The organism is Vibrio sp. S9_S30, from assembly GCF_014694455.1.
In the GTDB taxonomy this organism is placed as follows: Bacteria; Pseudomonadota; Gammaproteobacteria; order Enterobacterales; family Vibrionaceae; genus Vibrio.
This window is the reverse complement of sequence record NZ_JAAUWT010000027.1, coordinates 1-25013: the sequence shown is the minus strand read 5'-3', so window position 1 is coordinate 25013 and position 25013 is coordinate 1. Positions and strand designations below refer to the sequence as shown.

General features: G+C 49.0%; 38 protein-coding genes. 32 read left to right on the top strand and 6 right to left on the bottom strand.

Features of this window, described 5'->3' with window-relative positions; translation table 11 throughout:
* The first annotated feature begins 80 nt into the window (after positions 1-80).
* From HC752_RS21895 to HC752_RS21755, 31 genes are all read left to right on the top strand, one after another.
* On the top strand, positions 81-413 hold the full coding sequence (locus HC752_RS21895; RefSeq protein ID WP_190337332.1) for a capsid cement protein: 333 nt from the start codon (positions 81-83) through the stop codon (positions 411-413).
* On the top strand, positions 413-673 hold the full coding sequence (locus HC752_RS21890) for a hypothetical protein (protein WP_190337331.1): 261 nt from the start codon (positions 413-415) through the stop codon (positions 671-673). Before HC752_RS21895 ends, HC752_RS21890 begins: the two co-directional genes overlap by 1 nt.
* Positions 670-1224, top strand: coding sequence for a hypothetical protein (locus HC752_RS21885; protein WP_190337330.1), 555 nt, complete (start codon positions 670-672; stop codon positions 1222-1224). Before HC752_RS21890 ends, HC752_RS21885 begins: the two co-directional genes overlap by 4 nt.
* Positions 1199-1759: a hypothetical protein gene (locus tag HC752_RS21880; protein ID WP_190337329.1), complete on the top strand. Its 561-nt coding sequence runs from the start codon at positions 1199-1201 to the stop codon at positions 1757-1759. Before HC752_RS21885 ends, HC752_RS21880 begins: the two co-directional genes overlap by 26 nt.
* Entirely contained in the window at positions 1722-2447 is a 726-nt protein-coding gene (locus HC752_RS21875; protein ID WP_190337328.1) for a phage baseplate assembly protein V, read from the top strand. Before HC752_RS21880 ends, HC752_RS21875 begins: the two co-directional genes overlap by 38 nt.
* A 12-nt stretch (positions 2448-2459) precedes the next feature.
* Positions 2460-2792 (top strand): hypothetical protein, encoded by a 333-nt coding sequence (locus tag HC752_RS21870; RefSeq protein ID WP_190337327.1) that lies wholly within the window; start codon positions 2460-2462, stop codon positions 2790-2792.
* Complete coding sequence (locus HC752_RS21865; protein WP_190337326.1) at positions 2789-3784, top strand: baseplate J/gp47 family protein; 996 nt, start codon at positions 2789-2791, stop codon at positions 3782-3784. The genes HC752_RS21870 and HC752_RS21865 overlap by 4 nt, the downstream gene beginning before the upstream one ends.
* The gene (locus HC752_RS21860; RefSeq protein ID WP_190337325.1) at positions 3762-4298 is read left to right on the top strand and encodes a phage tail protein; all 537 of its coding nucleotides are present in this window, start codon (positions 3762-3764) and stop codon (positions 4296-4298) included. Before HC752_RS21865 ends, HC752_RS21860 begins: the two co-directional genes overlap by 23 nt.
* Positions 4295-6358, top strand: a complete 2064-nt coding sequence (locus tag HC752_RS21855; protein WP_190337324.1) for a phage tail protein — start codon at positions 4295-4297, stop codon at positions 6356-6358. The genes HC752_RS21860 and HC752_RS21855 overlap by 4 nt, the downstream gene beginning before the upstream one ends.
* Entirely contained in the window at positions 6358-6963 is a 606-nt protein-coding gene (locus HC752_RS21850) for a hypothetical protein (RefSeq protein ID WP_190337323.1), read from the top strand. The genes HC752_RS21855 and HC752_RS21850 overlap by 1 nt, the downstream gene beginning before the upstream one ends.
* Before the next feature lie 42 nt (positions 6964-7005).
* Positions 7006-7200 carry a hypothetical protein gene (locus tag HC752_RS21845; RefSeq protein WP_190337322.1) on the top strand — a complete coding sequence of 65 codons (195 nt, stop codon included), beginning with the start codon at positions 7006-7008 and terminating at the stop codon, positions 7198-7200.
* A complete protein-coding gene (locus tag HC752_RS21840; protein ID WP_190337321.1) occupies positions 7201-8325 on the top strand; it encodes a hypothetical protein in 1125 nt (374 codons plus the stop codon). It begins immediately after the preceding gene.
* A gap of 9 nt (positions 8326-8334) precedes the next feature.
* Positions 8335-8796, top strand: a complete 462-nt coding sequence (locus HC752_RS21835; RefSeq protein ID WP_190337320.1) for a phage major tail tube protein — start codon at positions 8335-8337, stop codon at positions 8794-8796.
* A gap of 55 nt (positions 8797-8851) precedes the next feature.
* Positions 8852-9388 carry a hypothetical protein gene (locus HC752_RS21830; RefSeq protein ID WP_190337319.1) on the top strand — a complete coding sequence of 179 codons (537 nt, stop codon included), beginning with the start codon at positions 8852-8854 and terminating at the stop codon, positions 9386-9388.
* Between the two features lie 276 nt (positions 9389-9664).
* Positions 9665-12253 carry a phage tail tape measure protein gene (locus HC752_RS21825; RefSeq protein WP_190337318.1) on the top strand — a complete coding sequence of 863 codons (2589 nt, stop codon included), beginning with the start codon at positions 9665-9667 and terminating at the stop codon, positions 12251-12253.
* Position 12254: 1 nt separating this feature from the next.
* A complete protein-coding gene (locus HC752_RS21820; protein ID WP_342029503.1) occupies positions 12255-12647 on the top strand; it encodes a phage tail protein in 393 nt (130 codons plus the stop codon).
* Positions 12625-12831, top strand: a complete 207-nt coding sequence (locus HC752_RS21815) for a hypothetical protein (RefSeq protein ID WP_190337317.1) — start codon at positions 12625-12627, stop codon at positions 12829-12831. Before HC752_RS21820 ends, HC752_RS21815 begins: the two co-directional genes overlap by 23 nt.
* Positions 12828-13784, top strand: coding sequence for a hypothetical protein (locus HC752_RS21810; protein ID WP_190337316.1), 957 nt, complete (start codon positions 12828-12830; stop codon positions 13782-13784). Before HC752_RS21815 ends, HC752_RS21810 begins: the two co-directional genes overlap by 4 nt.
* Before the next feature lie 2 nt (positions 13785-13786).
* The gene (locus HC752_RS21805; RefSeq protein WP_190337315.1) at positions 13787-14311 is read left to right on the top strand and encodes a glycosyl hydrolase 108 family protein; all 525 of its coding nucleotides are present in this window, start codon (positions 13787-13789) and stop codon (positions 14309-14311) included.
* 21 nt (positions 14312-14332) lie between these two features.
* Positions 14333-14647 carry a hypothetical protein gene (locus HC752_RS21800; RefSeq protein WP_190337314.1) on the top strand — a complete coding sequence of 105 codons (315 nt, stop codon included), beginning with the start codon at positions 14333-14335 and terminating at the stop codon, positions 14645-14647.
* The gene (locus HC752_RS21795) at positions 14647-14892 is read left to right on the top strand and encodes a hypothetical protein (protein WP_190337313.1); all 246 of its coding nucleotides are present in this window, start codon (positions 14647-14649) and stop codon (positions 14890-14892) included. Before HC752_RS21800 ends, HC752_RS21795 begins: the two co-directional genes overlap by 1 nt.
* A 260-nt stretch (positions 14893-15152) precedes the next feature.
* Entirely contained in the window at positions 15153-15431 is a 279-nt protein-coding gene (locus tag HC752_RS21790; RefSeq protein ID WP_194717442.1) for a hypothetical protein, read from the top strand.
* A 68-nt stretch (positions 15432-15499) separates the two neighbouring features.
* The gene (locus tag HC752_RS25160; protein ID WP_274602157.1) at positions 15500-15625 is read left to right on the top strand and encodes a hypothetical protein; all 126 of its coding nucleotides are present in this window, start codon (positions 15500-15502) and stop codon (positions 15623-15625) included.
* Positions 15622-15756: a hypothetical protein gene (locus HC752_RS25155; RefSeq protein WP_274602156.1), complete on the top strand. Its 135-nt coding sequence runs from the start codon at positions 15622-15624 to the stop codon at positions 15754-15756. The genes HC752_RS25160 and HC752_RS25155 overlap by 4 nt, the downstream gene beginning before the upstream one ends.
* A 167-nt stretch (positions 15757-15923) precedes the next feature.
* Entirely contained in the window at positions 15924-16547 is a 624-nt protein-coding gene (locus HC752_RS21785; protein ID WP_190337312.1) for a site-specific integrase, read from the top strand.
* Positions 16548-16641: 94 nt separating this feature from the next.
* Positions 16642-16941, top strand: coding sequence for a type II toxin-antitoxin system HigB family toxin (locus HC752_RS21780; RefSeq protein ID WP_022611721.1), 300 nt, complete (start codon positions 16642-16644; stop codon positions 16939-16941).
* Positions 16942-16950: 9 nt separating this feature from the next.
* Positions 16951-17319, top strand: a complete 369-nt coding sequence (locus HC752_RS21775) for a helix-turn-helix domain-containing protein (RefSeq protein WP_190337311.1) — start codon at positions 16951-16953, stop codon at positions 17317-17319.
* 12 nt (positions 17320-17331) lie between these two features.
* Positions 17332-17517, top strand: a complete 186-nt coding sequence (locus tag HC752_RS21770) for a hypothetical protein (protein WP_190337310.1) — start codon at positions 17332-17334, stop codon at positions 17515-17517.
* 16 nt (positions 17518-17533) lie between these two features.
* Positions 17534-17806 (top strand): hypothetical protein, encoded by a 273-nt coding sequence (locus tag HC752_RS21765; protein ID WP_190337309.1) that lies wholly within the window; start codon positions 17534-17536, stop codon positions 17804-17806.
* Positions 17807-17952: 146 nt separating this feature from the next.
* Positions 17953-18912 (top strand): DNA-binding protein, encoded by a 960-nt coding sequence (locus HC752_RS21760; RefSeq protein WP_190337308.1) that lies wholly within the window; start codon positions 17953-17955, stop codon positions 18910-18912.
* Between the two features lie 71 nt (positions 18913-18983).
* Complete coding sequence (locus HC752_RS21755) at positions 18984-19370, top strand: hypothetical protein (RefSeq protein ID WP_190337307.1); 387 nt, start codon at positions 18984-18986, stop codon at positions 19368-19370.
* Between the two features lie 268 nt (positions 19371-19638).
* Here HC752_RS21755 and HC752_RS21750 read toward each other — a convergent pair whose 3' ends face one another.
* The 3 genes from HC752_RS21750 to HC752_RS21740 all read right to left on the bottom strand — a co-directional run bounded on the left by HC752_RS21750 (position 19639) and on the right by HC752_RS21740 (position 22438).
* Positions 19639-20952 carry an ISL3 family transposase gene (locus HC752_RS21750; RefSeq protein ID WP_190337306.1) on the bottom strand — a complete coding sequence of 438 codons (1314 nt, stop codon included), beginning with the start codon at positions 20950-20952 and terminating at the stop codon, positions 19639-19641.
* Positions 20945-21979 carry a DNA adenine methylase gene (locus HC752_RS21745; RefSeq protein WP_190337305.1) on the bottom strand — a complete coding sequence of 345 codons (1035 nt, stop codon included), beginning with the start codon at positions 21977-21979 and terminating at the stop codon, positions 20945-20947. Before HC752_RS21745 ends, HC752_RS21750 begins: the two co-directional genes overlap by 8 nt.
* Before the next feature lie 102 nt (positions 21980-22081).
* Positions 22082-22438: a helix-turn-helix domain-containing protein gene (locus tag HC752_RS21740; RefSeq protein ID WP_190337304.1), complete on the bottom strand. Its 357-nt coding sequence runs from the start codon at positions 22436-22438 to the stop codon at positions 22082-22084.
* 161 nt (positions 22439-22599) lie between these two features.
* On the opposite strand from HC752_RS21740, the gene HC752_RS21735 reads away from it, so the two are divergent.
* A complete protein-coding gene (locus HC752_RS21735; RefSeq protein ID WP_190337303.1) occupies positions 22600-22776 on the top strand; it encodes a hypothetical protein in 177 nt (58 codons plus the stop codon).
* Between the two features lie 55 nt (positions 22777-22831).
* Here the strand turns inward: HC752_RS21735 and HC752_RS21730 are convergent, their stop codons facing one another.
* The 3 genes from HC752_RS21730 to HC752_RS21720 all read right to left on the bottom strand — a co-directional run bounded on the left by HC752_RS21730 (position 22832) and on the right by HC752_RS21720 (position 24098).
* Positions 22832-23170 (bottom strand): hypothetical protein, encoded by a 339-nt coding sequence (locus tag HC752_RS21730; protein WP_190337302.1) that lies wholly within the window; start codon positions 23168-23170, stop codon positions 22832-22834.
* Positions 23160-23816 carry an AAA family ATPase gene (locus tag HC752_RS21725; RefSeq protein WP_190337301.1) on the bottom strand — a complete coding sequence of 219 codons (657 nt, stop codon included), beginning with the start codon at positions 23814-23816 and terminating at the stop codon, positions 23160-23162. The genes HC752_RS21730 and HC752_RS21725 overlap by 11 nt, the downstream gene beginning before the upstream one ends.
* An 84-nt stretch (positions 23817-23900) precedes the next feature.
* Positions 23901-24098, bottom strand: coding sequence for a hypothetical protein (locus tag HC752_RS21720; RefSeq protein WP_190337300.1), 198 nt, complete (start codon positions 24096-24098; stop codon positions 23901-23903).
* Positions 24099-25013 lie beyond the last annotated feature (915 nt).

The window sequence follows — 25013 nt, the reverse complement described above, 5'->3', positions numbered from 1 at the left end:
AAAAGGCTATGTGTTAAACAACCATAAAGCGCCACCTTAACGGGTGGCGTTTTTGTTTTTTCTTTAAAGAGATTTGATTTATGCGCTTACTAGCTAACAACGAAAACTTAACTCTAACCGCACCTGCTGGCGGGGTGGAATACGGCAAGCCTATCAAAATAGGTGTGGTTCTTGTCATCCCAGCGATGACAGTCGGCGAAGGTGAAAACTTTACCGGAGAGGTTCAAGGGGTATTTGTAGGTTTCCCGCTTAAAGCTGGCGATACGCCAAACTACGACGGGGAGTACGCCTATTTCGATTCGGGCACCAACGAGTTCACCGTTACGAAATCGACCGTTGGCGACGACAACCCCATCGGCGCGTTCATTGTGGAACACGGTAAAAATGCCTTGTATTTACCCGGCATTCTTTAATGGATACGCGCATTAACCGTGCGTTTGGCAAAAACTGGAACATCGGCGGGGCTGTGATGCCTTGCCGTTACCGTTTTAAAAACAGCACGCACATTCTAAAAAGCTTTAACGGGGTTTTGGAAAAAGGCACCGTGTGCACTTCCCCTGTTGGGGAGCAGTTCGAAGTGATCGCCAGCCAGCGCGAAAACACGACAACCTATGTTCATACGTTGCAACTGCTCAAAGATACCCCTGATATAGATTGGACTCCGACACGATGATGCAAATGACCCTAGACGTCAGTGACGCAAAATATTTCGATATTGTGTTCGTGAGAAAGTGCGCTGATGAGGCGCTGAAACACACAAAGAAATGGTTGATGCGCGAATCGTTACGTCGTTTAGGGTATGAGCTTCGTATCCGCTCTACAGCGGGGAGACGAAGAGTGAAGGCGTCGAAAGTAAAAGGCGGGAAAACGTCAGTTTGGTACGGGATACAACCTATCAATCTGGCGTACGCGCGCGATTATGAAACCGTTTCCGGGGGCGTGTTGTCCGGCGGGGAACGGTTCTATAAAGGTGCGTTCGTGCAATCCATCAACAACAGCCCCCTGCTTATTTGGCGTCGATTAAGAGAACGCCCCAAGCGAGGTGGGAAGCGTCGTAAGCCTTTACCAAAAGGGCAACGCCGCCCACGCAAATCACCCCAGCCCGTCGTTGTTCGCGAAGACATCAATGGCGAAGCCTCCGACGTGGTCGCCAAGTTAGAGCTGGAAATTCAAGACGTGTTCAAAGAGTACTTTCTAAATGAATTACATCAACAATCTGGGTGATTACGTTGAGTTGTTGCATGCCCTGTTATCGACGCTTACCCAAGGGCGGGCAGTGGTGCAGTACGACGACGAGCCCGAAAAACAGGGTAAGCCTTGCCCTTTCATTAAATTGCCGTTGCCTGAGATTGTGGAAACCAGTTTTGCCAATGATGGCCGGCAACAAGACACGCTTGAAGTGACGGTGCTGATCAAAGCGCCCAAAAACTTGAATAAAGCCAGTATTGCGGCGGCGAACATTGGCGGTTTTGTTCGTGGTGAAATTGCTCAAGAGACATTTACGAACCCTCAGCGTTTAGGGGAGCACCCCGCGTTAGCGAGTGAACATCGCTGTGTTGATACTGCCGTGGAAATCCAAGGCTACCCGCTGAAATGGGAAACCAACGATCACGGTTATGCCATCAAGTTTGAACAAACCATTCGCTACGGCTCAGTAGACCACCCCGCGTTTATTTTAAACGCGATAGACGTCAGTGAAAGCGGGGAAACAGAGAGGGTTTATGAAAGGGATACACAAACAAATCCTGAATTTAGTTAACCGAGTTGAAGCGCTAGAGCGTCAAGCGGATAACTTGATTCGCGTGGGCAACGTGAAACGGGTAGAAGGTCGAAAAGCGGTGATTGACTTCGGACGAGGCGGGGACAATGAATATGTATCCCCTCTCATCCCGTGGGTGCCGAGTTACGCGGGGGACGTATTGACTTGGCGAGCCCCGACCATTGGCGAGCAAATGATCGTTCTCAACCTAAGCGGCGGGAAAGATGAAGCCCAAGCCGTGGCATTATCGCCCATGTATCAAAACGGGGATGAACCCGACAGCACAGACCCAAACATCATGTACACCCGCTTTAATGATGTGTTTCGAGTCTCCACCGACAGTGAGGGAAATCATCGGCTTGAAGCGTCGAAAACCGTCACCTTTGTCACCCCTGAATTTAATCTGCAAGCGGCGGATTCAGTCAACGTAACCACGACGAACTACAACCGAACCGCGAGCGCTGCGACGACCCAAGGCATGCACAGCCAGAAAGGCAAAGTGGACATCACTGGAGCGCTGGACGTCAGCGCAGGAATTAAAACATTGTCGGTGACGAGTTACGCACCGGGCGCGTTTGCGCTGGGCAATAACGGGGCAACGATGATCAGTTGTTCGGTGGCAGGCAAGAAAGTAGAAACTCACACGCACAATGATAAAGACGGCGATCCGACGTCAACACCCATCTAGCGAGAGACAATCATGAGCCAAATCGGTATAGACCCGCACACTGGGCGAACAGTGAGCGGGGTGGAGCAATTGAAAGCGCGGCTTTCTCGCGCCATTACCACCCAAATCGGCACCCGTGAAAAACGCCGCAATGTTGGGGGGGAGTTTCGAAAGCTGGGCGACATCGCCAACCCTGAAAACCAAATGAAAGCCACAAACCAGATTCACCGAATCATTGCGAATCCCAGTAATGAGTTGAGTGAAGTTCGTGATCCTGTGGTGTTGGTGTCGATTGAAGGGGCGGGTTTTCGCGTTCGTGTTCGATTTAATTACAAAGGCGCTGTAGTGGAGGCGAACATTCTATGACGCAAGCCATTCCTGATCTTTTTCGCGTGCCGGAATTCTCCGACATGCGCGAGCGCTTTATTACAGAGTTCTTTATTCCTCATGCAACGGCAAAGCTTGGAGAGGCAGCCGCCCAGCAGCTCGCGGCGGGGTTGCGTAGCCCCAATGAAACCGCCGCCGTCTTGCTTGATGTGATGGTGTTGTTTCGCCAAGCAGAATTGAGAAACGAAAGCCACAGAGCCATGCAAAACTTTAGTGACACGGTGACCGATTCACAAATGGTGGATCTCATTGTGTCACGCTTGAATCTTAAACGACAAGTTATTACCCCCGCGAACCCGAATACGTTCCCGCCGCAAGACGCGGTGATGGAATCGGACGAATCACTGCTTTTACGGTATGCGCTCGCGCCGTATGGATTGTCCACTACGGGCACCCGAACGGGGTACGAGTTCCACGCATTAACCGTAGGTGAGCGCCCGTTAATGTCGGTGCATGCCGAATCCGAAAATGTGGTGGTGATGCGTTATGAGTTCACCCCCACAGAAGGCGTGGCAAGACCGAAATCGGCGCGAGCTCGAATGGTGGTGCCGCAAAGCGGACAAGTAGAAGTTCGAATTTTGGCGTTTGAAGGCAACGGCAGTGCTTCAGATTCACTCGTTGAGTTGGTGCAACGGTATTTAACCCGTCCCGACATCGCGCAAGAATCGGACACGGTCACGGTGAAAAGCGCCGCGATAGTGAATTACAACATTGATATTGATGTGAAAGAGGTCAGCGCCCCTAACCAATTGGTTAACCGCCTCGCGCTTCAATCGGCATTAGAAGAATACGTGAAGCGTGAACATCAGCTCGGCGGTACGATCCGCCGTTCGTACCTCGACCACATCGCGCACCAATTCAACGCGCACTCTCTGATCATCAACGCCCCTCAAAGCGATGTGATATGCGAGTGGAATCAAGCCCCTTATTGTTCTGGAATCACTGTTCATGTCCAACCGAGAGAATTTTAGTGATCGCACGTTACTGACCGACAACCGCACCCCATTTGAAACCGCGTTTGAACAAGGCATTCGAGATTTAGTCGCCAGTGAGGATTTTTACACATGGCTACTCGATCCATTAAAAACCGATGAGCGTTTACTCGATGCCATGGCACAAGAGGCGGGGGTGTCGGATTGGTTTGCGTCGGATTTGGAAAGCGACAAGCGACAATCCATCGCCAAAGCCCCAGAGATACATCAAAAAGCAGGCACCAAGCTAGGCGTAAAAGAAAGCCTTGAGGCGTTGGGATGCCGTGCCACCGTCAGCAAAGGGGATAAACCCTATCACATTCATATTTATAACTTGGTGACGGATAAGCCGCTCACCATTGCATTGCAAAACCGATTGTATGAACGGGTGATCAATGTGAAGTCCGAGCGTGACACGTTCGAGCTGGTCATCGGTCGCCTATGGCGGGGGTATGTGTACACCTCTGCTCAAGTTTCAATTGGTCGTCGTATTCGAATTGAGGCAGCCACATGACCGACAAAATTAACCGAGATATACGTTGTTATTTAACGGAGGCGGGGCGCGCGTTGGAACTCGACGCCAAAGCCAGCAATACCCCAGTCACCATCACTCACATGGTGATTGATGCGGAGTTGTTACCCGACAACCAAGACCCGACAACCCTCACCCAAGTGCTTAGCGCCGCTCATGCGCCATTTCCTGCAATGTTAAAAGTGGACACGGCGGCGGGGGTGTTGACGGCAATCAGTGACATTCCTCCGAATGTGGGCGGGTTTGAAATCAATGGGATTGGTTGGCTTGCGAATGATAGCGTGCTCTATGCCTACGCCAGAGGGTTAGGCGACTTTAAGCGCGTCGCCGTCAGCGGTCAGAATGATGTGTTGCGCATCGAATGCGAAATCAAAACCGATAACGCCAGCACCATCACCCACACGTATAACGCCTCGAAGCTGTATGCCAACCATTTTGAAATGGACGATAAGTGGGAAAAGCATTTTGCAGCCGACGACCCACATTCCCAATACGAGCACAAAGACAACGCCGCCACCAATACCGACATTGATAATAAAAGCTCAGCAGCCAGACACATTAGATTACCGCAACTTTTTCGGGCGTTAGGTAATGTGCTCAGCAACAGTTACACCGGAACTCGAACTGATAAGGCAGTAACGGAGAAAGCGCTCAAAGACGGTTTGGCGACCAAATGGAACTTCACCACAGCAAAAACAACGCGTACTGGCGCGACGCGGCTTTCAAATAAACACGATGGTACAAGTGAAACCATGGCAACCACAGAACTCGCGCTCAAAAATGGGTTGGAGTGGCTGCGGTATACGTTGGAATTGTTAGTAGGCGGCAAAGCCGATGCTGAGCATTTGCATGATGATAGGTATTTGAAGATAGGCGATAAAGCGGCGAGTGCGGACAAAGTATTGATTGATAACACACGCGGTGCAAAGCGCCCACCTTCATTTTATGACGACAGGTACTCGCAGTGGGATTTTCAGCACAAAGACGATACGACGTCAGACGGGAAGGTGTGGCATGCCGTAAACACTATTTCAAAATGGACGTCATACACGAGCGATCATCCCCAAGAACAAATAATTTATACGGGGAGTCGTATAAAACACCGTATAGCAAAATCAGATTCGGAGTGGCACCCGTTGCGAACGCTGGCTTATACAGATGAGTTTTATGACAAGTCACTATCGGACGCCCGCTTCGCATTAAAAACCGCCAAAGCGCCAGATTCAGAAAAGCTCGATGGCATCGACAGTACAGGTTTTACACGTTGCTATAGCGCTCATCACTCGACTGGGGCGGGAACGTGGACAACAGAACAGTTTGTGCAAGCGCTCAAAGACCGCGGTTTTCTGAGTACACCAAGTTGGATGATGAAATGCTCATGGCAGTGGGCGGGGAATAAAATCATTGATACGGGAGTCGGAAAAATACATTTAGCGGGTGCCCTTATCGAAGGTTTCGGTTCGCCTGCCCATTACATGATTAGAGTAACAACGGGTCCGGTTGGTAACGGTGGAAGCATCGCCGATACAATATTTACTTATACAAATCATGGCTCTAGCTACGGGCCAAATTGGCGGCGTGAGTACAACACAAGAAGCAAACCGCTAGCGTCAGAAATGACTCATATTATCCCTGTTGGGGTGCCAATGCCTTGGCCCTTAGTCACTCCACCTCGCGAATTTCTTGAGAGTAGAGGTCAAACATTTGACAAACTAAAATACCCATTACTTGCTAAAGCATACCCGAGTGGCAGGCTTCCAGATATGAGAGCAGCTACAATTCGAGGCTTGGATAATGGTCGTGGTATTGACAGTGGACGTTCTGTTTTAAGCCAGCAGTCAGCGCAATCAAACAACCTGCATCAAGTTCACGTCACATCAAATGATGTCGGTAGTGCTGGAACGATAACTATCCCGCAAGACGGAAGTTGGTCAGCCTCAGTAACGGGTGTATCAAAAAATGACGGCATGAGATTTAAGCACACAGGTGCCGAAACGAGAGTTTTTAACATCGCGTTCATATACATAGTAAGGGCTGCATAATGGAATTCGAATTTTCAGACCAAGACCAAATGGTCACCGTTTACCACCTGTGCGAGCAAGGTACCTTTCAGGGCGAAAGCGAAATGTTGATAGAAGCCAATACAGGCTTACCCGCTCTGTCTACACACATTGCGCCGCCGCTGGAACAAGCAAACAAAACCCGCCAGTTTGATGGGCAAGCGTGGCATAAGGTGACAGATCATCGTGGAAAAATTGCGTACAGCAAAGATCGAAGCGGCGATGACTACGAAATCACCATATTGGGCGAATTGCCCGATACTTACACTTTAACTGCCCCTCAACCGTTGGAAACATGGAGTGAAGAAGCAGACGCATGGGTGGTTGATACGGGTAAGAAAAAGCAAGAGCTGTCCGATATGGAAACTCTTTGGCAGCAAAGCAAAGTGAGTGTCGTTGAAAGTGCTATCAATAACTATCAGAAAGACCAAATTATTCCCGAACTCTACAGCGAGCTGCGCGTCACCACCTTCACGGAGGCACAATATTATCAGCTACTCATGGACAGGAAGTTGCTCGCCGAGTACCTGATTCAACCCGATTTTCCTGACTGCCCTCGCCCCGCTTTATCGGGGCTGGCAACGTAAATTCACCACACCGCCTACGGGCGGTTTTTTTATGGATAAACCATGGCAAAAACAACCCCAAAACTTACCGAAGAAACACAAGCGAGCGACAAACCCAAAACAAGTGAGTACGAAGCGCTCGTCAAATTCAAACGCGAAGGCATTTACCACGCCAAAGGCAGCATCATGTCGCTGACTTTATCGCAGGCGCAGTACTACCTTGACAACGGGAAAATCAAACCCAAAGGAGCCAAGTAAATGGGAACAACAACACTAAGCCATAACGGTATCACCGTCGAGCCGTCCGAGCCGCTCGGCTCCATTGGCGGCGTAGAAGGGCAGTATGGGGGGCTAATTGGCACCGTCAATGCGCTGAAACCAAACACCCAATACAGCATCCCTATCACGCTCTATGGCAAAAGCGATCTGGTCAAGCTTGATGAAACCAGCACCTTGTATCACGCCGCGCGGTTTGTCATCGAAACCGCCCGTGTGCCCGTCGATGTGATTTGTGTGCCGAAGGGCAGCACCGCCGATGAAACGGAGCAAAACCTCATTGGGGGCGTGGACGCCACCGACGGCCAATTACTGGGACTGGAAGCGTTCAATACGTGCAAAACCGCCCCCACGAATATTGGTGTGGTGGGCAAGGGTACGGTGGGTATTGGTCACGCATTGGCGGGGGTGGTCGATAAGCTGAAAGCCGAAGGGTGGATCAGCGGTTCAGATACGAACACCGAAGACGCCAAAGCCTTTGGTATGTTATTTGGCGACGCACACAAGCGAGTATGGGCGGTCGATGTGTCCGGCGAGCGGTGGAATCACGTGATCCCCCCGGCGGTATACGGCATGGCGGCGCGACTTTCTGTCAAGCCGTGGAAAACACCCAGCGGGCAACCACTAAAGCTCGACGACTTGGCGCGCACCGTGGGGTATGAAACCAACGATCCAGCCAGTGAGGCGGTCGCCCTCAACAAAGTGGGCGTCAGCCTTGCTGTTCCCGACCCCGAAGGCGGCATCATGTTTTTGGGACATCGCACTTTAAGCGGCGCGTTTGGCAACATTGTCGGAATGGAGAATCAGCTCATTCGGGGTATTGTGCGCTCACACCGCCAGACGATGTCGGAAAACCTTGATTTGGACTTCTTTAAAGGGCGAATTGCGCAGTTGAATAACTGGCTGTCGAGCTTGGAATCCGATGGGGCGCATATGGGGGCGCGTGTCTATTTGCACCCAGAGCGCAACAACTTAGAACGTTATAAAAACGGGGAATGGGTGTTAGTCATCGATTGGGGCGCGTACCGCCCGAACGAGCATTCTATCGTGGAGCTTAACCAATCGGATGCCATCGTGAAAGACTTCCTCGGCAACGCTTTGAAATAAGGAAAAACCATGTCGGATAAAGTGATTTTAAAACGCAAACTCGTCATAGGCGGGTATAAGCTCAGCAACGGAATTGATGAGTTTACCCCACCAAAATACAACAAAGTGTACAGCGACCGCCCCGGTTCGTTCGTCGGCAGTAAAGTCCACGTTGGCTATGAGCCTGCGGAGTGGTCGGTATCGCTCAAAGGGGAAATGGCGGCGGTGGCGGTGGCGGCGAACAAAGGGGGCAAAGAGGCGCTCATCATCTACACCGAAACGGGCACCAACAACGGGCAACCCTACGAAACCGAGCACACGTTAACGGGCGAGGTGAACGTGGAGGAAGGGGGCACAAAAATGCGCGACCAACAGGGCATTACCCTCACCGGCCAAATCCAAAAACACGTCCACACCGAAAACGGAACAATCGTAACCAACGTGGATGTTGATAACGGAAAGTACGACCCAGTCTGGGGCAACTCGTACTGATAAATAATTTTTACAAAAGGCAGCCATGCGCTGCCTTTTTTTATGCGAGAACATCATGAAAGAAGCCATTTATTTAACACACGAACACCCGTTACTGAAGCCGATTAGCGGGCGCGAGTTCATCACGGTCACACCGCCCACTTACGGGCAGTTCATTGACTCCGACGCCAACCCACAAGGTGAAGTCTTCACCGATGCGGAAAAAGAAGCGTTGGTCACGCTGTGTACGGGGCTGACCGAAGACGAGCTTAACCAATTGAGTGAGCCGGATTGGAAAACCTTGTTTGATTACAGTCACGGCTTTTATTTCAAAGCGGGGCATCAATTGGCAGGAGTGAGTCGCAAAGACAACGAACAGCATGTGGTGCTTTATTTCAGCGACCAGAAAAAAGTGACGTTTGAATTGCCGACGCTGGGCGTGACGAAAATGGCGAACAAGTTAAAAGATCCCATCCAAAAAACGGCGTTCATTTTAGAGCAAGTCACGGATCTGGATGAGGCGGAATTGCGTGATTTGCCTCTGCCTGATCACAATGAACTGAATTTGGCGGTCAATGTTTTTTTAACCGAACCAGCGGCTTACTTTCAATAAAAAGCGTCGAAACCATTCTGGACGTGATCCCATTGGCGGGCTATTGCCCACGGGATGCGTTGGAGTGGGATACCGACACGGCACGTCGCCGCTATGATTTAGCGTTGGCGCAAATGGGGGTTAAGCGTGGATAAAAAAATCACCCTTGGTATCAGCGCCGACCCAACGCGCGCCGTCGCTGGCTTCAAGACCGTCGAAAAAGAGCAACAAGCGTTCAGTGCCCGAACCAAAGCACTGCAAGACGACCTCACCCGTACCCGCAAAAGCGCGGGGGAGGTGCGTCAATACCAAGCTTTAAGTACCGCACTGAACGACACCAAAATCACCGCCGAGCGCAATGCCCACACCTTGGCGGCGTTGCATGAAAAACAGCGTCAGTACAAAACCCTAACCGACGCCGAAACCACTTCGTTACGCGTAAAGCAAAACACCCTAGCCGCATTGAACGATAAGCGGAAACAAGGGATCAAGCTGTCACTCAGCGAAGAAAATCAACGCATTCGCGCTGAAGCGACGGTCAAAAAACTGACCGAAAAACAGCGCGAGCGGGTGACGTTAACCGCCGCCGAACAAAAGCAGCTCAAACGCTTGACTGCCAGCGTGTCGAATTTCAACACCAAAGCCGCCGCTCAGACGCGCCAACTGGACAGTTTGAATCGCAAGTTAAAGGACTCGGGGTTAGAGACGGACGATCTCGCTAAGGCGCAAGCGGTCGCCAATCGGCGAGCGGAAAAGCGCGCGCTCTTACTCGAAAGAGAGAACCGTTTACAAGCGCAATCAAACCGATTGCAAGGACAGCGTCGTGAGTTGCTGCAACGCATGCCAAGCGCCAGTTATGCCACCGCAGGGGCGGCGTTAGCAGGCGGTATTGCGGGGCGTGCTTCCATGATGAATGAAGCCAGTTTTGTGGACGTGGCAAAGACCCTCGACTTTGGGGAGCAAGGGTATCGAAGCGACGAAGCCCAATCGCTACGACGCGCACTCAATGAGTTGTCGGTGGAGATGGCGGGCGTTTCTGACACCGATGTGATGAAAATCGCCGCAGGCGGTGCCAATGGGGGGATCGCCAAAGAAGACTTAGTGGCGTACACCCGTGACACAGTGATGACGGCGACGGCCTGGGACATGACCGCCGACGATGCCGCCCAAAAAGGCATGGCATTGCGGAACTCCTTGGGCTACGCCGACGGCGAACAAGGGCAAGCGCAATTCTTGCGTATGTCGAACATGATCAACGACGTGGCGAACCAGAACGGCGGCGTCTCCGGTCGGGACTTGCTCGGCGTGATGAGCCGAAGTGGGGCGCTGTTGAATAATTCCGGTTTCAAGGAGTCGCAAGCCTTGGCGTTGTCCGGATCATTATTATCGAAAGGAGCCACGGAAGAACAAGCCGCCACCGCGACGAAAAACATTGCGTCGGCGCTGACGGCGGGATTTTCAGCCACAGGCAGTCAGAAAGAGGTGTTCAGCATGTTGGGCACCGATGCGCAAACGGTCGCGTTGGATATGCAAGACGATGCGATGGCGACGTTGTTGGATGTGCTGGAAGGCATCAAAGCGCTGAACAAAGAAGATCAAAGCGCGGCTATCAAGTCGCTATTCGGAGACGAAGCGAACCCGCACATTCAAAAGTTGCTCAAAGACACGGAGCGATTAACCAAAATCCAATTGGAAGCCGCCAATGCCAGTCAATCGTCGGTGAAAGACGAATACAGTGACATTGCCAGCACCAACGCCAGTAATTGGGAGCGCAGCAAAGAGGCGTTCTACGGGTTGGCAACCGTAGTGGGGGATCGATTATGGCCCGCGTTCAATGCGGTTCTGACCCCGATCACCGACGCCACCATTGCCACCACGACGTGGGTATCCGAAGCGGGCATGGCTGCGGATGTCATCGTCGGCTTAGGGTCGGCAGTTGTGGCAGGCGCGGCGGCGTATAAAGCCTATCAAGGGGTGAGGTTTGCGGCGAGCATCGCCAGCCACGCCAAAGAAACCTTAGCGCTGAAAACCAAGCAAAGCGCGACTGACCGAGCCACAGCGGCGGCGCTGAAACACGCCAATGCGATGGATCGCCAAGCGCAAGCGCTGAATCGTGCCGACCGAGGCGATCCGAAGCGGGGGCGCACTCGTTCTCGCCGTCGACGACGAGGGTTGGCAGGGTTAGCCGGGGGCATGATGGACACGGTCGGCGGGCTGGTCTCTCGACCTGCACTGTCACGCCGGACGATGGTAAGAGGCGGGGCGGGGTTACTGGCGGGCGGCGTGGCACTGCCTGCCCTTGCAGCTGATGGGCTCACCGAGGCGGCAGGGATTACAGGCACGGTGGGGGATACGTTAGAAAACCTCTCCATCAATAAGTTTGCCAAAGTGGCGGGCGTTCTGCGTCCGCTCAGTGCGGGCATGGACGCGGTCAGTATGGCGGCGAACATTGCCAAAGGAGACACCCAAGCCGCCGTGGAGGATGGCGGCGGTCTCGTCGGAGGGTTGGGCGGTGCGGCGGCAGGTGCCGCCATTGGCACCATGATTTTGCCGGGCATTGGCACCGCAATTGGCGCTGGTATTGGCGGCATTGTGGGCAGTGATGTGGGCGAAACCATTGCCTCGACGGTGTTTGATTGGTTTTCCGATGAAGAAGTGCCCGACAAATCGAAGGACATACAAACCGTTCAAATCAAGCAAGCCGAGCGCGCCCAGCAGCCGAATGTCACCTTTGCCCCCGTCGTGCAAGTGAGTGGCAGTGACGCGCCCGAAGCGACCGCGCAGCTTGCCAGCGAACAAATCCAACAAGCTTTGGCGCAGTTTGCCGCCGAACACGGGTTAACCCCCGGGCTCGATCACGACATTAACTATTCATTGGAGGTTTAGCGTGCATTTAGCACTGGACGACATTGTGCTGGCTGTGCTCAAAAACACGCCCGTGCAGAAAATGCAATACACCAGTGACGGGGGCTTTCATGAAGTCGCCGCCATTCAATCGCCGCGCCAATTAAAAACGGCGCGCGCGCTGGATGATTGGGTGCTCACGGTCAAAGCGTTCAAAGGGGATGGAATGAAACACGCGGAAGCGTTAAGAGCGAAGCAAAAGCAGCAAGCCCCTGTGATGATCACCGATGGCACCGGGAAGAGTTGGGGGCAGTGGACACTGAAAACCATCAAGACTGAGTACACGCGGCTTATCGACAATTTGCAAGCGGGGGAGCTCATCATTCACTTAACCCTAAAGGAGTGGCGACAAGATGAAGGTGCAAGCACGATTTAACGAAAGCGTGGGAAGTCTATTGTTTCATCATCTTGGCACCGATGACGATGACACCGAGCGCGCGTTTTATGCGCTCAATCCCACTCAAACCACCCCTTTTTTAACCCCCAAACAGGAGGTTGTTTTGCCCAGCGAAACCGAGCGAACACCCCAGAAAAAACACATTATTGAGGTGTGGGAATGATCGTCGAATTGGAGGGAGAACACAGCGCGCGTATGTTGCCGTATTTAACGACATGGCGCGTTCATGATCCCGCAGGGGGAACGGCGGATCGTGCCACGTTAACCTTTGAAGGTTTACCCAGTAGCCTGTTACCCGTCAGCGGAGCTGAGTACGGCATCACCGTGGATGGAGAGGGGCGGGGGCGGTTTCAAGTCAGCCACATTACGCAGTATTTAGACCCCGAAAAAACCGAGGTATCCCTCACCCCGGCAAAATTTAATGTGACCGATCCAACAGGGTTTCGTGAGCGCCGCAGCCGCACGTTTGAACCCGCGACGGTAAAGGCGGTGGTTGAAGCGGTGATGCAACCGCACGGCTATGAGGTGCGCGTGGACAAGGTGCTCGCCTCTGCCCCGACTGCGCACCTCAACCAAACCAATGAAACAGACCGTCAGTTTTTGACGCGCCTCGCGGCAACATTGGACGCCGTCGCCAAACCCATCAACGGATTATACGTGTTTGCGGCGCGGGGCAATGTGAGCACGTTGTCCGGGAAAGGAAAAACCCGAAACACGCTCACGCCCACTCACTTACTCAAGGGAACGGGAAAAATTGACGTCCCCAGTCACAACCGATTCAAGGGGGCGCTTGCCGACTGGCGAGAGCCGGAGGCGGGCAATCATGGGCAAGCCACGGTCGGACACGCGCCGTTCACTAAGTTGAGCCAACCTTACGCCAGCCACGCCGATGCGTTAGCGGCAGCCACGGCAGAGCTTCAAAGCTTGCACCGACAAGCTCAAACGTTCACGGGCACCATTGAAGGTCGCCCCGGCTTTTTCTCCGAAGGCGTGCTGACCCTTTCGGGCTTCGATGTCCCGTTCACGACGGGGGAATGGTCGCTCGACGAGGTAACCCTCTCCGGCACTCAAACCACGTACACCATCGCCTTATCGGCAACCAGACCCAAAGGATAACTATGTACCCAGAAAGCTACCTGAAAGACTTCAAGCGTGTGATTGGGCACGAAGGAAAATACCAAAACCATTACGACGACCGTGGAAACTGGACATCCGGCACGGTCGGAAAAGGGCAACGGAAAGGCACCAAATACGGCATTGCTGCCATGAGTTACCCCGACTTAGACATTCAAAACATCACGCTAGACGACGCCCGGGCCATCTATTATCGCGATTTTTGGCTCCCGCTCGGCGGCGCGCGTTTTCACAAAGGGATCATGTATCAGTTATTTGATGCGTCGATTAACCACGGCGGCTGGCGTGCGGTGATGTTCTTACAGCGAGCGGTGGGCGCGAAACCCGACGGGCTGTTAGGGAAAAGGACGTGCGCGGCGGTGGGTGCTCAAACGTTGAACGACACGTTGATGCGCTACATTGCCGAGCGCTTAGATTTTATGAATGACCTAGACATTTGGGCAACCCATTCACGCGGGTTCGCCCAGCGTATCGCCGAAAACCTGCGCCTTGCCGCGTTGGATAATTAAATTTTACTTGGAGAGAACACCATGAAAACCCCATTACTGATCGTGATAACTCTGTTGTTGCCAAGCCTTGCATTGGCATCTCCCACACTGACCGACGATGAATTCGCCCTGGCACTGGAAGCGCTGCGTTTTGTGCTAGGAGAGCATACCGGGGTGGCATTGCTGGTCTTTATGTCACTGGGCTGGATCTGGACATTAGTCCGTCAACTCATTCACCCGACCAAACTGGCGGCGCTCCACCCGTGGCTGGTCACGGCGTTGGAATTTTTGGCGGGCAACAAAGGGCACGCCAAAAACGCGCTCGATACTCAACCCAGCCCAAAAAGGAACGCGTGATGAGTCTCGTTAAGCTATTGACCGCGTTGGCGCAGCTTGCCCCGTTGGCGGTGAAAGCCTACAAGTACTGGGCCGTTCGCCGACGACGAGCAAAACGAAAACAACAACAGGACGCCATTCGACATGATCCAACGGTTACTTTTTCTGATGAGTTCGGTGAGCCTGCTGGTCGGGTGCGCCTCACCGCCTCCGACCCTTTGCCCTCCGACCCCGCCACCCCTGACGTGGTATCTCGTGGAGAGTGAAAACAAAGGGGTGTACTTACCCGAACGAGATTTTCAATCTTTGCAATTGTACCTACTTGATCTGAAAGCCTGCCTACCTTCTGCTTAACCCTAGCCCCCGACAGGGGGCGATTTTCTCGCCTGTTCTGGCACTTATCCCCCGTTTCTGTGGATAAAACTTGACCTGAATCGCATTTTCTTTTTTATACGCACTCTTAATCATTGTTGCAATGAACAAGAGTGCGTATATTCTTAATCATTGCAACAATGATTAAGGAGGGATGACCATCGCACCCCATCGATTCAGCGACATTCAAAAAGCCATTTTAATTCGATTGGCGCACGCCATGATGAACGGGACACGTCACGGGAAATCGACGGTGTTAAACGCCGCCGTGAATAAGGTATTAGAGAAAGACATTCACCCGAATAACTTTCGCGCGTCGTGCAAAACCTTAGAATCACGCAAGCTGATCAAGAGACAAAAAGTGGATTTGGACTGGTACATCAAGATCACCCCAGAAGGGTATGACCAAGCCATGGAATGGATTTACGACTAGAAAAGAAACGCCCCGTCACTCGCCAAAGTTAAACGGGGCATCGTTAAACACCATAGGAGACATTTAACATGCGTACTGTATCACAAGTATCGGAACTGAATAAACCCATCGCGCACTTAACCCGTGCCCAAATGTACCTGTTTTGCAAAGCCTTCGGGCGCAAAGGCGTGGTCAGCAAGGGGGCAAAGCGATGAACATTCCCTACATGAGCTTTGAGGAGTTTTGCCAGAAACTGGACTGCGACCGCGTGGCGCGCGCCGTTGAACGCGTTGAAGACGATCCGACGCTGCTCTTGGACGAGGCGTTTGAACTCGACGCCGCCTAAGCAAGGGGGGCGCTGTCCCCCTTTCTCTCCTTACCTCTTCCCCTTTCTCTCCTTACCTCTCCCCCTATTTCCCCTGAAAGCCCTATTAACTCTGTCACTGAATCCTATAAATCCATGCTTTACGTGCTAATATCATCACATTATCAATAAAAGAATGGTTTTGTGATATGGCATTGCCTCCCGTTGTAGATAATCCTCAATGGCTATTCAAAGTTACCAAACAGCAGGATTCAAACCCAGAAATGAGCTTATGCTTACTCGGTTTCTTCTTGGGTACAGGGCTTAAGACAATAGAAATATGCAGGATTCAAGTTGGTGACCTCATCTCCAAGTCGGGCGAACTTAACAGAAAGTTTTTAGTTCGTGGTGAGGCTGAAAGAGATGTGTTCTTAGTGAATGAGAAGTTAAAGACTTTGATAAGAGATTACATCGAAGTCAGAGCACCCGATGGCAACCATCCAGACAACTATTGCGGTTTTAATCCGGCGGAACCCTTCTTTAAGCGAAAACGATTTGGGGAGTTCAAGATACTTGCTAAGCAAAGTGGGTCTGGAAAACGTTCGTTTTACTGCCCCAGCTTAAACAATCACATCAAGAAGCTACTTAATCATTCTGGAATTGAGAACCCCTCGATAGAATCTGGGCGGCGTACATTCGCCTTAAAACTCAAAGGTCGCGTTGACGTACCGAGCATCCATAAAGCATTAGGAAATAAAGACATAAACACCACTAAAAAGCTCCTGCATACTGACCCAATCACGATGAGAGAGCTGGCTGAATTAGCTTTTTAGTAATTGATATATAAATTATTTCCCTTTTTGGGAAATTAAATATTGACTTTAAATTAATCATTTCCCATAATGGGAAATATAGCAAAGAGGGCATATGAGAATTGTATCAAGAGCCGCTTTGCGTGAGTTCTGGGAGCAGTCAAATTACGCTGATTCAGAACAACCGTTAAAAGCATGGTACGACGAAGCAAAACACGCGAACTGGCAAACGCCTCAAGATATTAAGGCACTGTACCGGAACGCGAGCTTTGTTGGTAATAACCGAGTTGTTTTTAATATTCACGGCAACAAATACCGCTTAATCGTCGCTGTGAATTACAAATTTTCAATGATTTATATCCGGTTTGTCGGGACACATGCCCAATACGACAAAGTGGATGCAACAACAATATAGAGGTTTGAAATGAACATTAAACCAATCAAAACCGCTGACGATAATCGCGCCGCATTAGCGCGTATCGAACAACTGTGGGACGCGGAGCCCAACACGCCAGCAGGAGACGAGCTGGAAGTGCTGGCAACACTGGTACACACATTTGAAGAAGAGCATTACCCGATTGATGCACCCGACCCGATTGAAGCTATCAAGTTTCGAATGGAACAGCAGGGCTTGGAAGACAGTGATCTTGTTCAGTACTTTGGACAGCGTAGCCGTGTGAGTGAAATCTTAAACCGCAAGCGCAAGCTCACTATCACTATGATTCGCAAGTTAAATGAAGGGCTTAAAATCCCTCTGGATTGCTTAATTAAAGAATACGAATTGGCTAGGTAAAAGGGGAAATAGATGCGAACAGAAGCAGAAATAAGAGCGCGTATCAAAGAGCTTGAGTCAGATGAACGACATGGATATGAACCAGCGAGTGTATTTTCTAATGCACCGCTTGCAATTATCCAGACAAGCATAAGCGCAGAACTGACAGGGCTGTATTTTGCCCTAGGTGAAGCACCACCATGCAAGAAATCTAAGTAACAGGGGAAACAGATGAATGAAAGTTGCAATATTAAGGTTTGAAAAAATCGACTGCGACCAAACTGAATTTGCATCAATGCCATTTGGCAAATACGAAATATTTATGGGTCGCAGCTCATGGTGTGCTGAACTTCAATTTGGAAATCACTGCATTATTCTATCCAGAGAGATTGGAATAACGAAAGAAGAAGCTATCAAGATATGCCAAGAAGATTTTGAGCAAAGAGTTTTGGCATGCATCGTTGAAGAAAACAGTGGAAATTCGCAACTACTAAAAGTGGGCGAATAAGGGGGGAAACACCAATTTTCATCAACCACCTAGTAAGGTGGTTTTTTTTAACTAACAGGGAAACAAAATTTAATAGGAAACGCTTGTTTCCCGTTTCCCTTGTGTTTATACTTTAAACAATCAAGTTCATAAACTGGGGAATTGAAATGGCGGATAAATCGGGAGTTACTTACGAACAAGTAGCCAAAGCGGCGACTGGCATGTTGAACCAAGGAACGAAACCTTCAGTTCGCGGCGTGATGCAAGTTACAGGCGGTAAAACAGAAACGGTTTCAAAGCACCTTCGTGACTTTACCGAAAAGAGAAACTCAGATGTATTAAAAATGGCGGATGAGCTTGGAAGCAGTGCCATCGCCAAACTGTTAGCTGATGAAGTTCAAAACGTCGTAGAGCGTAAAACGGCTAATCTCCACGAATTACTGGCCAATCAGAAAGAACAGTTAGACGAGGCGATAGAACTTCTCGAAGAAAAGGAAAAGGACTGTCAGCACCGAGTTGAAATGGCAGAAGCGAAAGCGGTTCAATCCATTAATGAAGCTAATGGAAAAGCCACGCGCGCAATGGAGCGCGTTGAACTCGCAGAGCAAGCGGCGAAAGACGCATTGCAAGAAGCTGAAACGGCGAAAGCAGACTCAGCCAAAGCCATATCGAATACAGAAAATAAGTGTGAGCTCTTAGTAGAAAACGCCAAGAATGAAGCCAAAAGTTTAGTTGAAGCGTCAAATCGCAGAGCAGATAAGGCAGAGCAAGAAAGCGAAGGGCTCAGAGAGCAAGTGAAATTGCTCACAGTTGACCAGGCGAAACGTGAAATTGAGCAAGCCCAGCATGAAAAAACCCTTGAGCAACACAATACTCTAATTAAAGAGCTTGCAGATGAAAGAACGGTAACGGTTCAATTGCGCACACAGCAAGAAAGCCAAAAAGCAGATGTCGAGCGATTAAACATTGATCTTGCTGAAGCCAAGGCTGACAGCAAGGCGTTGTCATCGGCTCAAGGGCAGCTTGTCGAGTTGCAAAAACGAGTATCGCAACTGCAAAGTGAACTTTCTTTGTCTGAGCGAGAGCGTGAATCGTTATCTCTCGTCTTAAGAAGCAATAACGGGTAGGTAGTAAAGGCACCCAATCGGGTGCCCTTCTTTGTTAGACTGATTAGAACACTTAATCAGACCAAATCCACATGCCGGCCATTCGATATACTCACAATTACAGGAACGTTGTCTTAAACGAACGTGGAGCGATTCAGGGTTCGGGTGTTTCTGGTGATCGGCTCCCTGCGCTTTCAAAGGATGGTGAGCATAAATTCAAATCGTTTGGCGGTTTTCTGCCGTTAGATTTCGACACTAAGCAGCATCAACTCGTGAAGCTAGTCGGCGTGAATGGATTTACTCACGACGACGACGGGTTGACCGATTGGGAAAACCTTCCACCGAATCATTATTGTGTCGGCTGTTATCTAAACGACGAATACTATCTGCTATTAGAAAATCAATTCCCAATAACCCGCCCCCTAGAGCCCCAAATCAAGAAAACGGGCGAGGTTGTCCCCTTTCCAAAGAAAAGTTGATCTTTTGGCGGTTTCGCCTGAATTTCAGCGACAAATCATCTCGCCGATTTCTCCGGCTAAAATTCCATCAAAGTGAAACAAATTTACAACATGAGAATAATGGGTTTTGAACACATTTAAGCATCAGTTTTGACCCGTTGAGCAAATTAGAGCATCAAAACTGACCCATTCGCATGAAAACTTACACATTTAACATAATAGGAATAAGGGGTATACGGATTAAAGTGAGTATTGATTAAATATCATACTAATCAATACTCTATCTCTGTTATTTCTTCTTGTGTGTATTTGATTGAATAATGACCTGTTCATAGAACAGTTTGTTTACCGTCATTCTGGTTCCGTGGAATGACATTTCAGGCTCATCGAAGAAGATCATATCAGTAGGCTCTGGGCGAGGCTGGTTAAGTGAGTCGATAGTCGTTTCCAGTCCGCCTTTGGTGTAAAGCAACTTAGCTCTGAGAACTTCAAAGCTGTATCCTCTGCCATTTCTAAACACTCCCTTAATGGTGTTGTTAAGGCTCTCAGTTACAGCATTGGTGTATGGATAATCCCACCAATTAAAGATCTCTTCATGCCAATTATCTACAGCTCGAATAGCCTCGCTAAAAAACTCACGGACGGTTGGAGTTGCTACGCTTTTCCAGTTCTCCCAATAGTCTTCAGCTTCCTTTCTTGTAGGCATGTCCCACATACCTAAGAAGCCCTCTTTAGCGTTGTATACTTCCATCAACTGAGGGTATTCATTAGTCCAGAACTCAAAGGATGCTAACTCATTTAGACCTTTGATATTGTCTCTGCGCTTGAGCAAAATCTTTCTATCGTTCTTGAGCTTTTTACGCTCTTTTACCGTCAATTTTGCACGAACGGCTTTACGGGCTTTTTCCATCGCTTCATTGCCCATTTTGGCTACGTGGAAACGGTCTACAACAACGACTGTGTTGGGTATGAGCTGCTTCACAGCTCTAAGATAAGGTCTCCACATATCAATACAGACGATCTCAATATCTTTCCATCCATTAAGCCTCATAATGGCTTTCTGTGTGGCATCCTGAGACCTATCCTTGCGCATATCGAGGAGAGTTCTGCGCTCAATGTCGGTCATGACTAGGTGCATTTTCTTACTGAAATGTGTCTCATCAATACCAAGGACACGAGGGGCTTGCCAGTCGTGCTTGTTCTCGATAGCAGTAACATAATTGGCGAAGATGTTTCTAACGGTCTTTTCATCTACACCAAGCTCTCTGGCCACGCTCAAAAACGGAACCGTTGCAGCTTGTTTAACAGCGTATTCAACGGTTCTCTTTGGCATACGGAAATCTTCATGAAGCCATTCCAGCGGCTCAAAATAAGTCTTTCCACAGGGCTTGCACTTGAAGCGTTTTCTTGTGAATTCTATACGCACTTTCTTTGTGTGCATTTGGGCATCAACATACTTCTGATTTCGACTGCCGATCACAACAGAATCATCAGAGCGACACTGTGGACAATCTCGAATTGCAACTACTGACTCAGCATGAACTAAATAGTTGTCTTCATCTGTAACCAACTTGGTTTCAGTTACGTTAGGTAAATTAAGCACTGGCTAACTCTTCAAATAAATGGCTATATCTTCGCGTAATCTGCTCTCGTGACAAGCCAACGCTTTTAGCAATAGATGTTTTTGTTATCTTATCGCCATTCAACAGCATACGCTCTATTTCAGACTTAATTTTACTTTCAGTGCTTTCTGTTCTTATGTGATGTGTGATATATGCACCTTGTGATGTGTGACGTATGCCTATTTTGCCTTTTTCTATTAGAGCCTCGCTGCATTGCTCATTTATCCAAACGCATTCAGTTCTCAGCCCTGTACCACTACCAGCCGAAATGCGTGATTGCTTCTCTTCTCTGCGCCATCCAGTCAAGCAATCATTGTACAGGTCGTTGTCATAGCCACTTAACACGACAAAGCCATCAAGAGAAGTCAGAGTGGAAAGCAAATCCTCATGCTCACTGGTATCCATTTCATGACGGTAGATTCCTGAACGATTGTTTAATGTTCTTGTTTCGAACAAATAGGGTGGATCAACATAGTGAAGGGTGTCAGCAGCATCATGCTTGGTCATGCAATCTATAGCAGGTCTATTCTCGATGTTTACACCTTGTAATCTTGCATGAACATACTTGAGTACGGGGGGATATTTAGCCCAGCAATGAGCTGATGTGTTGTACTTTCTTGATGCTTCGCAACGGAAACCAGTTGGATGGCCAGACGCTGCACCAGAGCCAAATCCCATAGCAGAGCGGACAATAGTTCTTCTAGCTCGCTCAATAGGTTCGTCAGTGAACTCATACGCTAACTTAAATTCATCTCGGCTGTATGGGGTTAACTGACACAGTTCTATCAATCTACAAGATGAGTCTTTATCTCTCAGGACATTGAATAGATTAAATATGTCTTGGTCGAGGTCGTTATAAACCTCACCGTGACTCCGCTCTTTCCTAAGTAGAACGCTAGCTGCTCCACCGAATGGCTCTACATACGTTTTATGCTTTGGAAAGAATTCATAGAGCCATTTAGATAACCTGTATTTACCACCGTGGTAACGAAGAACTGGTGTGTGCATGTCATACTCACTATAATCCGAATCGTACAACAATGATTATAAAGTTAACTTCATTTCATGTACACACTTTAATCCGAATACCCGGAATAAGCCGCACCATTTTTACGTATCTTTGATTTGAATCTCTGCCGTGAGTAAATGTTCAGTTCGCCGCCACTCAGACATAATGGCGGCGACTAAGTGGGCGCGGCTTTCGGGAAGCAGTACCCTGGCCGCCGCAGCAACATCCCACGGTGTCGCCCCTTCCACATTCACGAGATCTAAGCTGATATCGAGATCGGTGCATTCCAGTGCTTGTAACAGTTTTCTGAATTGACTAACGCGTAAGTCCGTTTGTGCATTCTCGATGCGTTGTAATGTTTTCGGGCTCATGCTTGCTTTCTTTGCTAACTCATCTTGAGTCAACCCCAGCGCCAACCGACGATTTTTGAGCGCTACTGCATAGGGTTCTTGAGACACGTGTCACTCCTTATAGGACTACTTTGACTTAAATATAGTCGAAAAAGGACTATTTTCGGGGGTGATGTTTACAGCCTTATTGATAATGTGGACACTTTCCCTTGGAGCTCATACACATATATGAGCAAAAGATAATATAAAAATAGTGGTTGGGAAGAATAATGGCTTTAAAAACTGATGCGACGGCGGAGTCTGTACTAGAATCCGCAAGAGCTTTGACGGCGTGCGCGACAGAGTCGGCACACGCTTGGCAGCAAGAAAACTTGGCTCTGACATTAATGGAAATTGAACGGAAACTAGAACAAGCCATACGGCTACTCAGTTCACCGAAGCAATAAAAAAGGAGGGGAAACCCTCCTTAATTAGATTGATTTAATTATTAAGTTAATTATGTTATTTAGCTGAATTGTACCAAGAGAGTAATTCATCATCGCTCTTACTACTGAGGTACTTGGCCATAAGCCTAACCAAGTCAGAACGCCCAAGGTTGACGTCGTCATCTCCGGCATTGTACGCCAAGAAATTAATCTTCTTTGGTATCCCATCCAGAGTCCCCTGTTCTGTTGGCGTAAGAGACAAAGACACCGGGCTGGCTTTCTCTTCTTTTGAAGCTGGACGCCCTCTCTTCACAGTTGACGATTCGTGGTCAGCACCATTAATAAACGCGTCAGTGTCTTTTTTCAGGCTTTCCTCTGAACGCTTCAATGCGCGTCTGGATAAACTAGATGCCATTTAACACCTCCTTTAATAAACAGCTAATTTCTGCTTTGGCTCTGCTGTCTTTCCATTCGTGAACCCCAGCTGCGGAAGAGAATGCATCACGGTGCGCTTTCCTGTCTGCGATTACAGTGTTCATGAGTTGGAACTCTGGATAATCCTTTAACAGTCCTTTTGCGGTCTGCTTCTCTGCTTGAGAATTGGTCGGAGCCATATTGATGACAACACGAACTTTCAATGACTCGTGAATATCACGGGCATTTTCAACTTTTTCTGCCATGTATTCCAATAATTCAAGATCAGCATGGCTGGCTTTAGTTGGCATCACCATCACATCGGTTTTTAACATGGCGCATCGCATTTCTTTACTGTCACGACCAGCGGCGTCAATAATGACGTAGTCATAGTTCAACGCCTCACGTTCAACTTGCTTTGTGATATTACCTTCCAAGCGGATGCAAGGGAAAGCATTGAAATCCGGGTTATCTTCTCGGCGCTGATTCCATCGATATAGCGTAGCCTGTGGATCAGCATCAATTAAGAGAATACGATCAGTGTTGCCCGAGTAGTGCTCGGCGGACAGAGCCACCGCAAGGTTGACGGCTGTATTGGATTTTCCAACCCCACCTTTTTGGTGCCCCAGAAGAATAACTTTTCCCATAGCGTACAGTTCCCAAACAAAAGATATAAGAACAACATAAGCCAAATAAATTATTATGTAAATAATTTAATTGGAATAATTATCTTAATAATTTAAATAGCTCTCAGTCATCTTAATATGTTCTGTGGTCTCACGGGCTAATCGCTCGATGACTTGAAAACACAAGGCAAGTGTTTGTCGGTCAACGTGCTCTGCTGCTTCACCCGCTGCCACAGCAACGGCTGCCAACTGTTGCGACTTGATTTCCGGACCCTGTAAATGTTCAGTTGCTTCAAAACTCATTGTTACCTCTAGAAAGCACTGTAAAGACACTGTATATTTAAACAGTGTTAATCAATCATTTCCATAAAAAAGTGAAATACATCAATGCGAAAGAAAGATCATATATTTGCAGATCCCTGTATTGCCTTGGGGTTAGATGACCGTTTGTAATTACTTTTTTAATTACATTTGTATTTATTGACTCATATGTGAGTCTTTATAGCGTAATGTGCGTGATAAATAGGTAAGATCATTTGCAAAAACAGTGAGCAAGGTAGTGAAAATTATAGTGAAAACGTTGTGTCCGTAATGCGTAGGCGCTAATATATACACATCCGAGGCGCTTTGTTGGGCGCTAAAGTATAAGTGTTATGTTTGGCGCTTATACATCGGTAGCCGTACCGGGTGGTGCTGTTCGGCGAAACAAATTAACAAAGAAACCTCGCTTCTTAGCGGGGTTTTTTTGTATCTCCTGCACATATTTTTCCAAAACTGTTGATCCTTCTTCGTTTTTCAGTATATATTGATTGTGTCGGTCAACAATCGACTACCAACAACCAACAACCAGAAATCAAACAAAAATGAAAATACATACTCATTTGTGTGGTTCATATATCACCACACATAGCCAGCCGATTAAGGCATATCAATTTCCAGTAATAGCAATCACCACTAGGTGTTTTTATCTTGTGCTTACACCTCGAGTGTATCAGCACCGATTTGCTGTTCTTGCCATTTTAATAACCCTTATTAGTTCACAGTATCAGTGAAGGTTTTCGTGTGGGCGTTTACGAACGCCCACACGAAAGCCTTCACTGAATGAAGAGAATATATAACGGGTTTAATAAACACTCATTTCCCATTTAAACAAAGTGTAATTCAGTGACTCTAGTGTTACGGGCGGTTAAAGAGACAGGTGGGCACTAGGGGAAAAAG

Coding starts and splice junctions, on each gene's coding strand:
- HC752_RS21895 (WP_190337332.1), top strand. CDS start 81: ATGCGCTTACTAGCTAACAACGAAAACTTAACTCTAACCGCACCTGCT.
- HC752_RS21890 (WP_190337331.1), top strand. CDS start 413: ATGGATACGCGCATTAACCGTGCGTTTGGCAAAAACTGGAACATCGGC.
- HC752_RS21885 (WP_190337330.1), top strand. CDS start 670: ATGATGCAAATGACCCTAGACGTCAGTGACGCAAAATATTTCGATATT.
- HC752_RS21880 (WP_190337329.1), top strand. CDS start 1,199: ATGAATTACATCAACAATCTGGGTGATTACGTTGAGTTGTTGCATGCC.
- HC752_RS21875 (WP_190337328.1), top strand. CDS start 1,722: ATGAAAGGGATACACAAACAAATCCTGAATTTAGTTAACCGAGTTGAA.
- HC752_RS21870 (WP_190337327.1), top strand. CDS start 2,460: ATGAGCCAAATCGGTATAGACCCGCACACTGGGCGAACAGTGAGCGGG.
- HC752_RS21865 (WP_190337326.1), top strand. CDS start 2,789: ATGACGCAAGCCATTCCTGATCTTTTTCGCGTGCCGGAATTCTCCGAC.
- HC752_RS21860 (WP_190337325.1), top strand. CDS start 3,762: ATGTCCAACCGAGAGAATTTTAGTGATCGCACGTTACTGACCGACAAC.
- HC752_RS21855 (WP_190337324.1), top strand. CDS start 4,295: ATGACCGACAAAATTAACCGAGATATACGTTGTTATTTAACGGAGGCG.
- HC752_RS21850 (WP_190337323.1), top strand. CDS start 6,358: ATGGAATTCGAATTTTCAGACCAAGACCAAATGGTCACCGTTTACCAC.
- HC752_RS21845 (WP_190337322.1), top strand. CDS start 7,006: ATGGCAAAAACAACCCCAAAACTTACCGAAGAAACACAAGCGAGCGAC.
- HC752_RS21840 (WP_190337321.1), top strand. CDS start 7,201: ATGGGAACAACAACACTAAGCCATAACGGTATCACCGTCGAGCCGTCC.
- HC752_RS21835 (WP_190337320.1), top strand. CDS start 8,335: ATGTCGGATAAAGTGATTTTAAAACGCAAACTCGTCATAGGCGGGTAT.
- HC752_RS21830 (WP_190337319.1), top strand. CDS start 8,852: ATGAAAGAAGCCATTTATTTAACACACGAACACCCGTTACTGAAGCCG.
- HC752_RS21815 (WP_190337317.1), top strand. CDS start 12,625: ATGAAGGTGCAAGCACGATTTAACGAAAGCGTGGGAAGTCTATTGTTT.
- HC752_RS21810 (WP_190337316.1), top strand. CDS start 12,828: ATGATCGTCGAATTGGAGGGAGAACACAGCGCGCGTATGTTGCCGTAT.
- HC752_RS21805 (WP_190337315.1), top strand. CDS start 13,787: ATGTACCCAGAAAGCTACCTGAAAGACTTCAAGCGTGTGATTGGGCAC.
- HC752_RS21800 (WP_190337314.1), top strand. CDS start 14,333: ATGAAAACCCCATTACTGATCGTGATAACTCTGTTGTTGCCAAGCCTT.
- HC752_RS21795 (WP_190337313.1), top strand. CDS start 14,647: ATGAGTCTCGTTAAGCTATTGACCGCGTTGGCGCAGCTTGCCCCGTTG.
- HC752_RS21790 (WP_194717442.1), top strand. CDS start 15,153: ATGACCATCGCACCCCATCGATTCAGCGACATTCAAAAAGCCATTTTA.
- HC752_RS25160 (WP_274602157.1), top strand. CDS start 15,500: ATGCGTACTGTATCACAAGTATCGGAACTGAATAAACCCATCGCGCAC.
- HC752_RS25155 (WP_274602156.1), top strand. CDS start 15,622: ATGAACATTCCCTACATGAGCTTTGAGGAGTTTTGCCAGAAACTGGAC.
- HC752_RS21785 (WP_190337312.1), top strand. CDS start 15,924: ATGGCATTGCCTCCCGTTGTAGATAATCCTCAATGGCTATTCAAAGTT.
- HC752_RS21780 (WP_022611721.1), top strand. CDS start 16,642: ATGAGAATTGTATCAAGAGCCGCTTTGCGTGAGTTCTGGGAGCAGTCA.
- HC752_RS21775 (WP_190337311.1), top strand. CDS start 16,951: ATGAACATTAAACCAATCAAAACCGCTGACGATAATCGCGCCGCATTA.
- HC752_RS21770 (WP_190337310.1), top strand. CDS start 17,332: ATGCGAACAGAAGCAGAAATAAGAGCGCGTATCAAAGAGCTTGAGTCA.
- HC752_RS21765 (WP_190337309.1), top strand. CDS start 17,534: ATGAAAGTTGCAATATTAAGGTTTGAAAAAATCGACTGCGACCAAACT.
- HC752_RS21760 (WP_190337308.1), top strand. CDS start 17,953: ATGGCGGATAAATCGGGAGTTACTTACGAACAAGTAGCCAAAGCGGCG.
- HC752_RS21755 (WP_190337307.1), top strand. CDS start 18,984: ATGCCGGCCATTCGATATACTCACAATTACAGGAACGTTGTCTTAAAC.
- HC752_RS21745 (WP_190337305.1), bottom strand. CDS start 21,979: ATGCACACACCAGTTCTTCGTTACCACGGTGGTAAATACAGGTTATCT.
- HC752_RS21735 (WP_190337303.1), top strand. CDS start 22,600: ATGGCTTTAAAAACTGATGCGACGGCGGAGTCTGTACTAGAATCCGCA.
- HC752_RS21730 (WP_190337302.1), bottom strand. CDS start 23,170: ATGGCATCTAGTTTATCCAGACGCGCATTGAAGCGTTCAGAGGAAAGC.
- HC752_RS21725 (WP_190337301.1), bottom strand. CDS start 23,816: ATGGGAAAAGTTATTCTTCTGGGGCACCAAAAAGGTGGGGTTGGAAAA.
- HC752_RS21720 (WP_190337300.1), bottom strand. CDS start 24,098: ATGAGTTTTGAAGCAACTGAACATTTACAGGGTCCGGAAATCAAGTCG.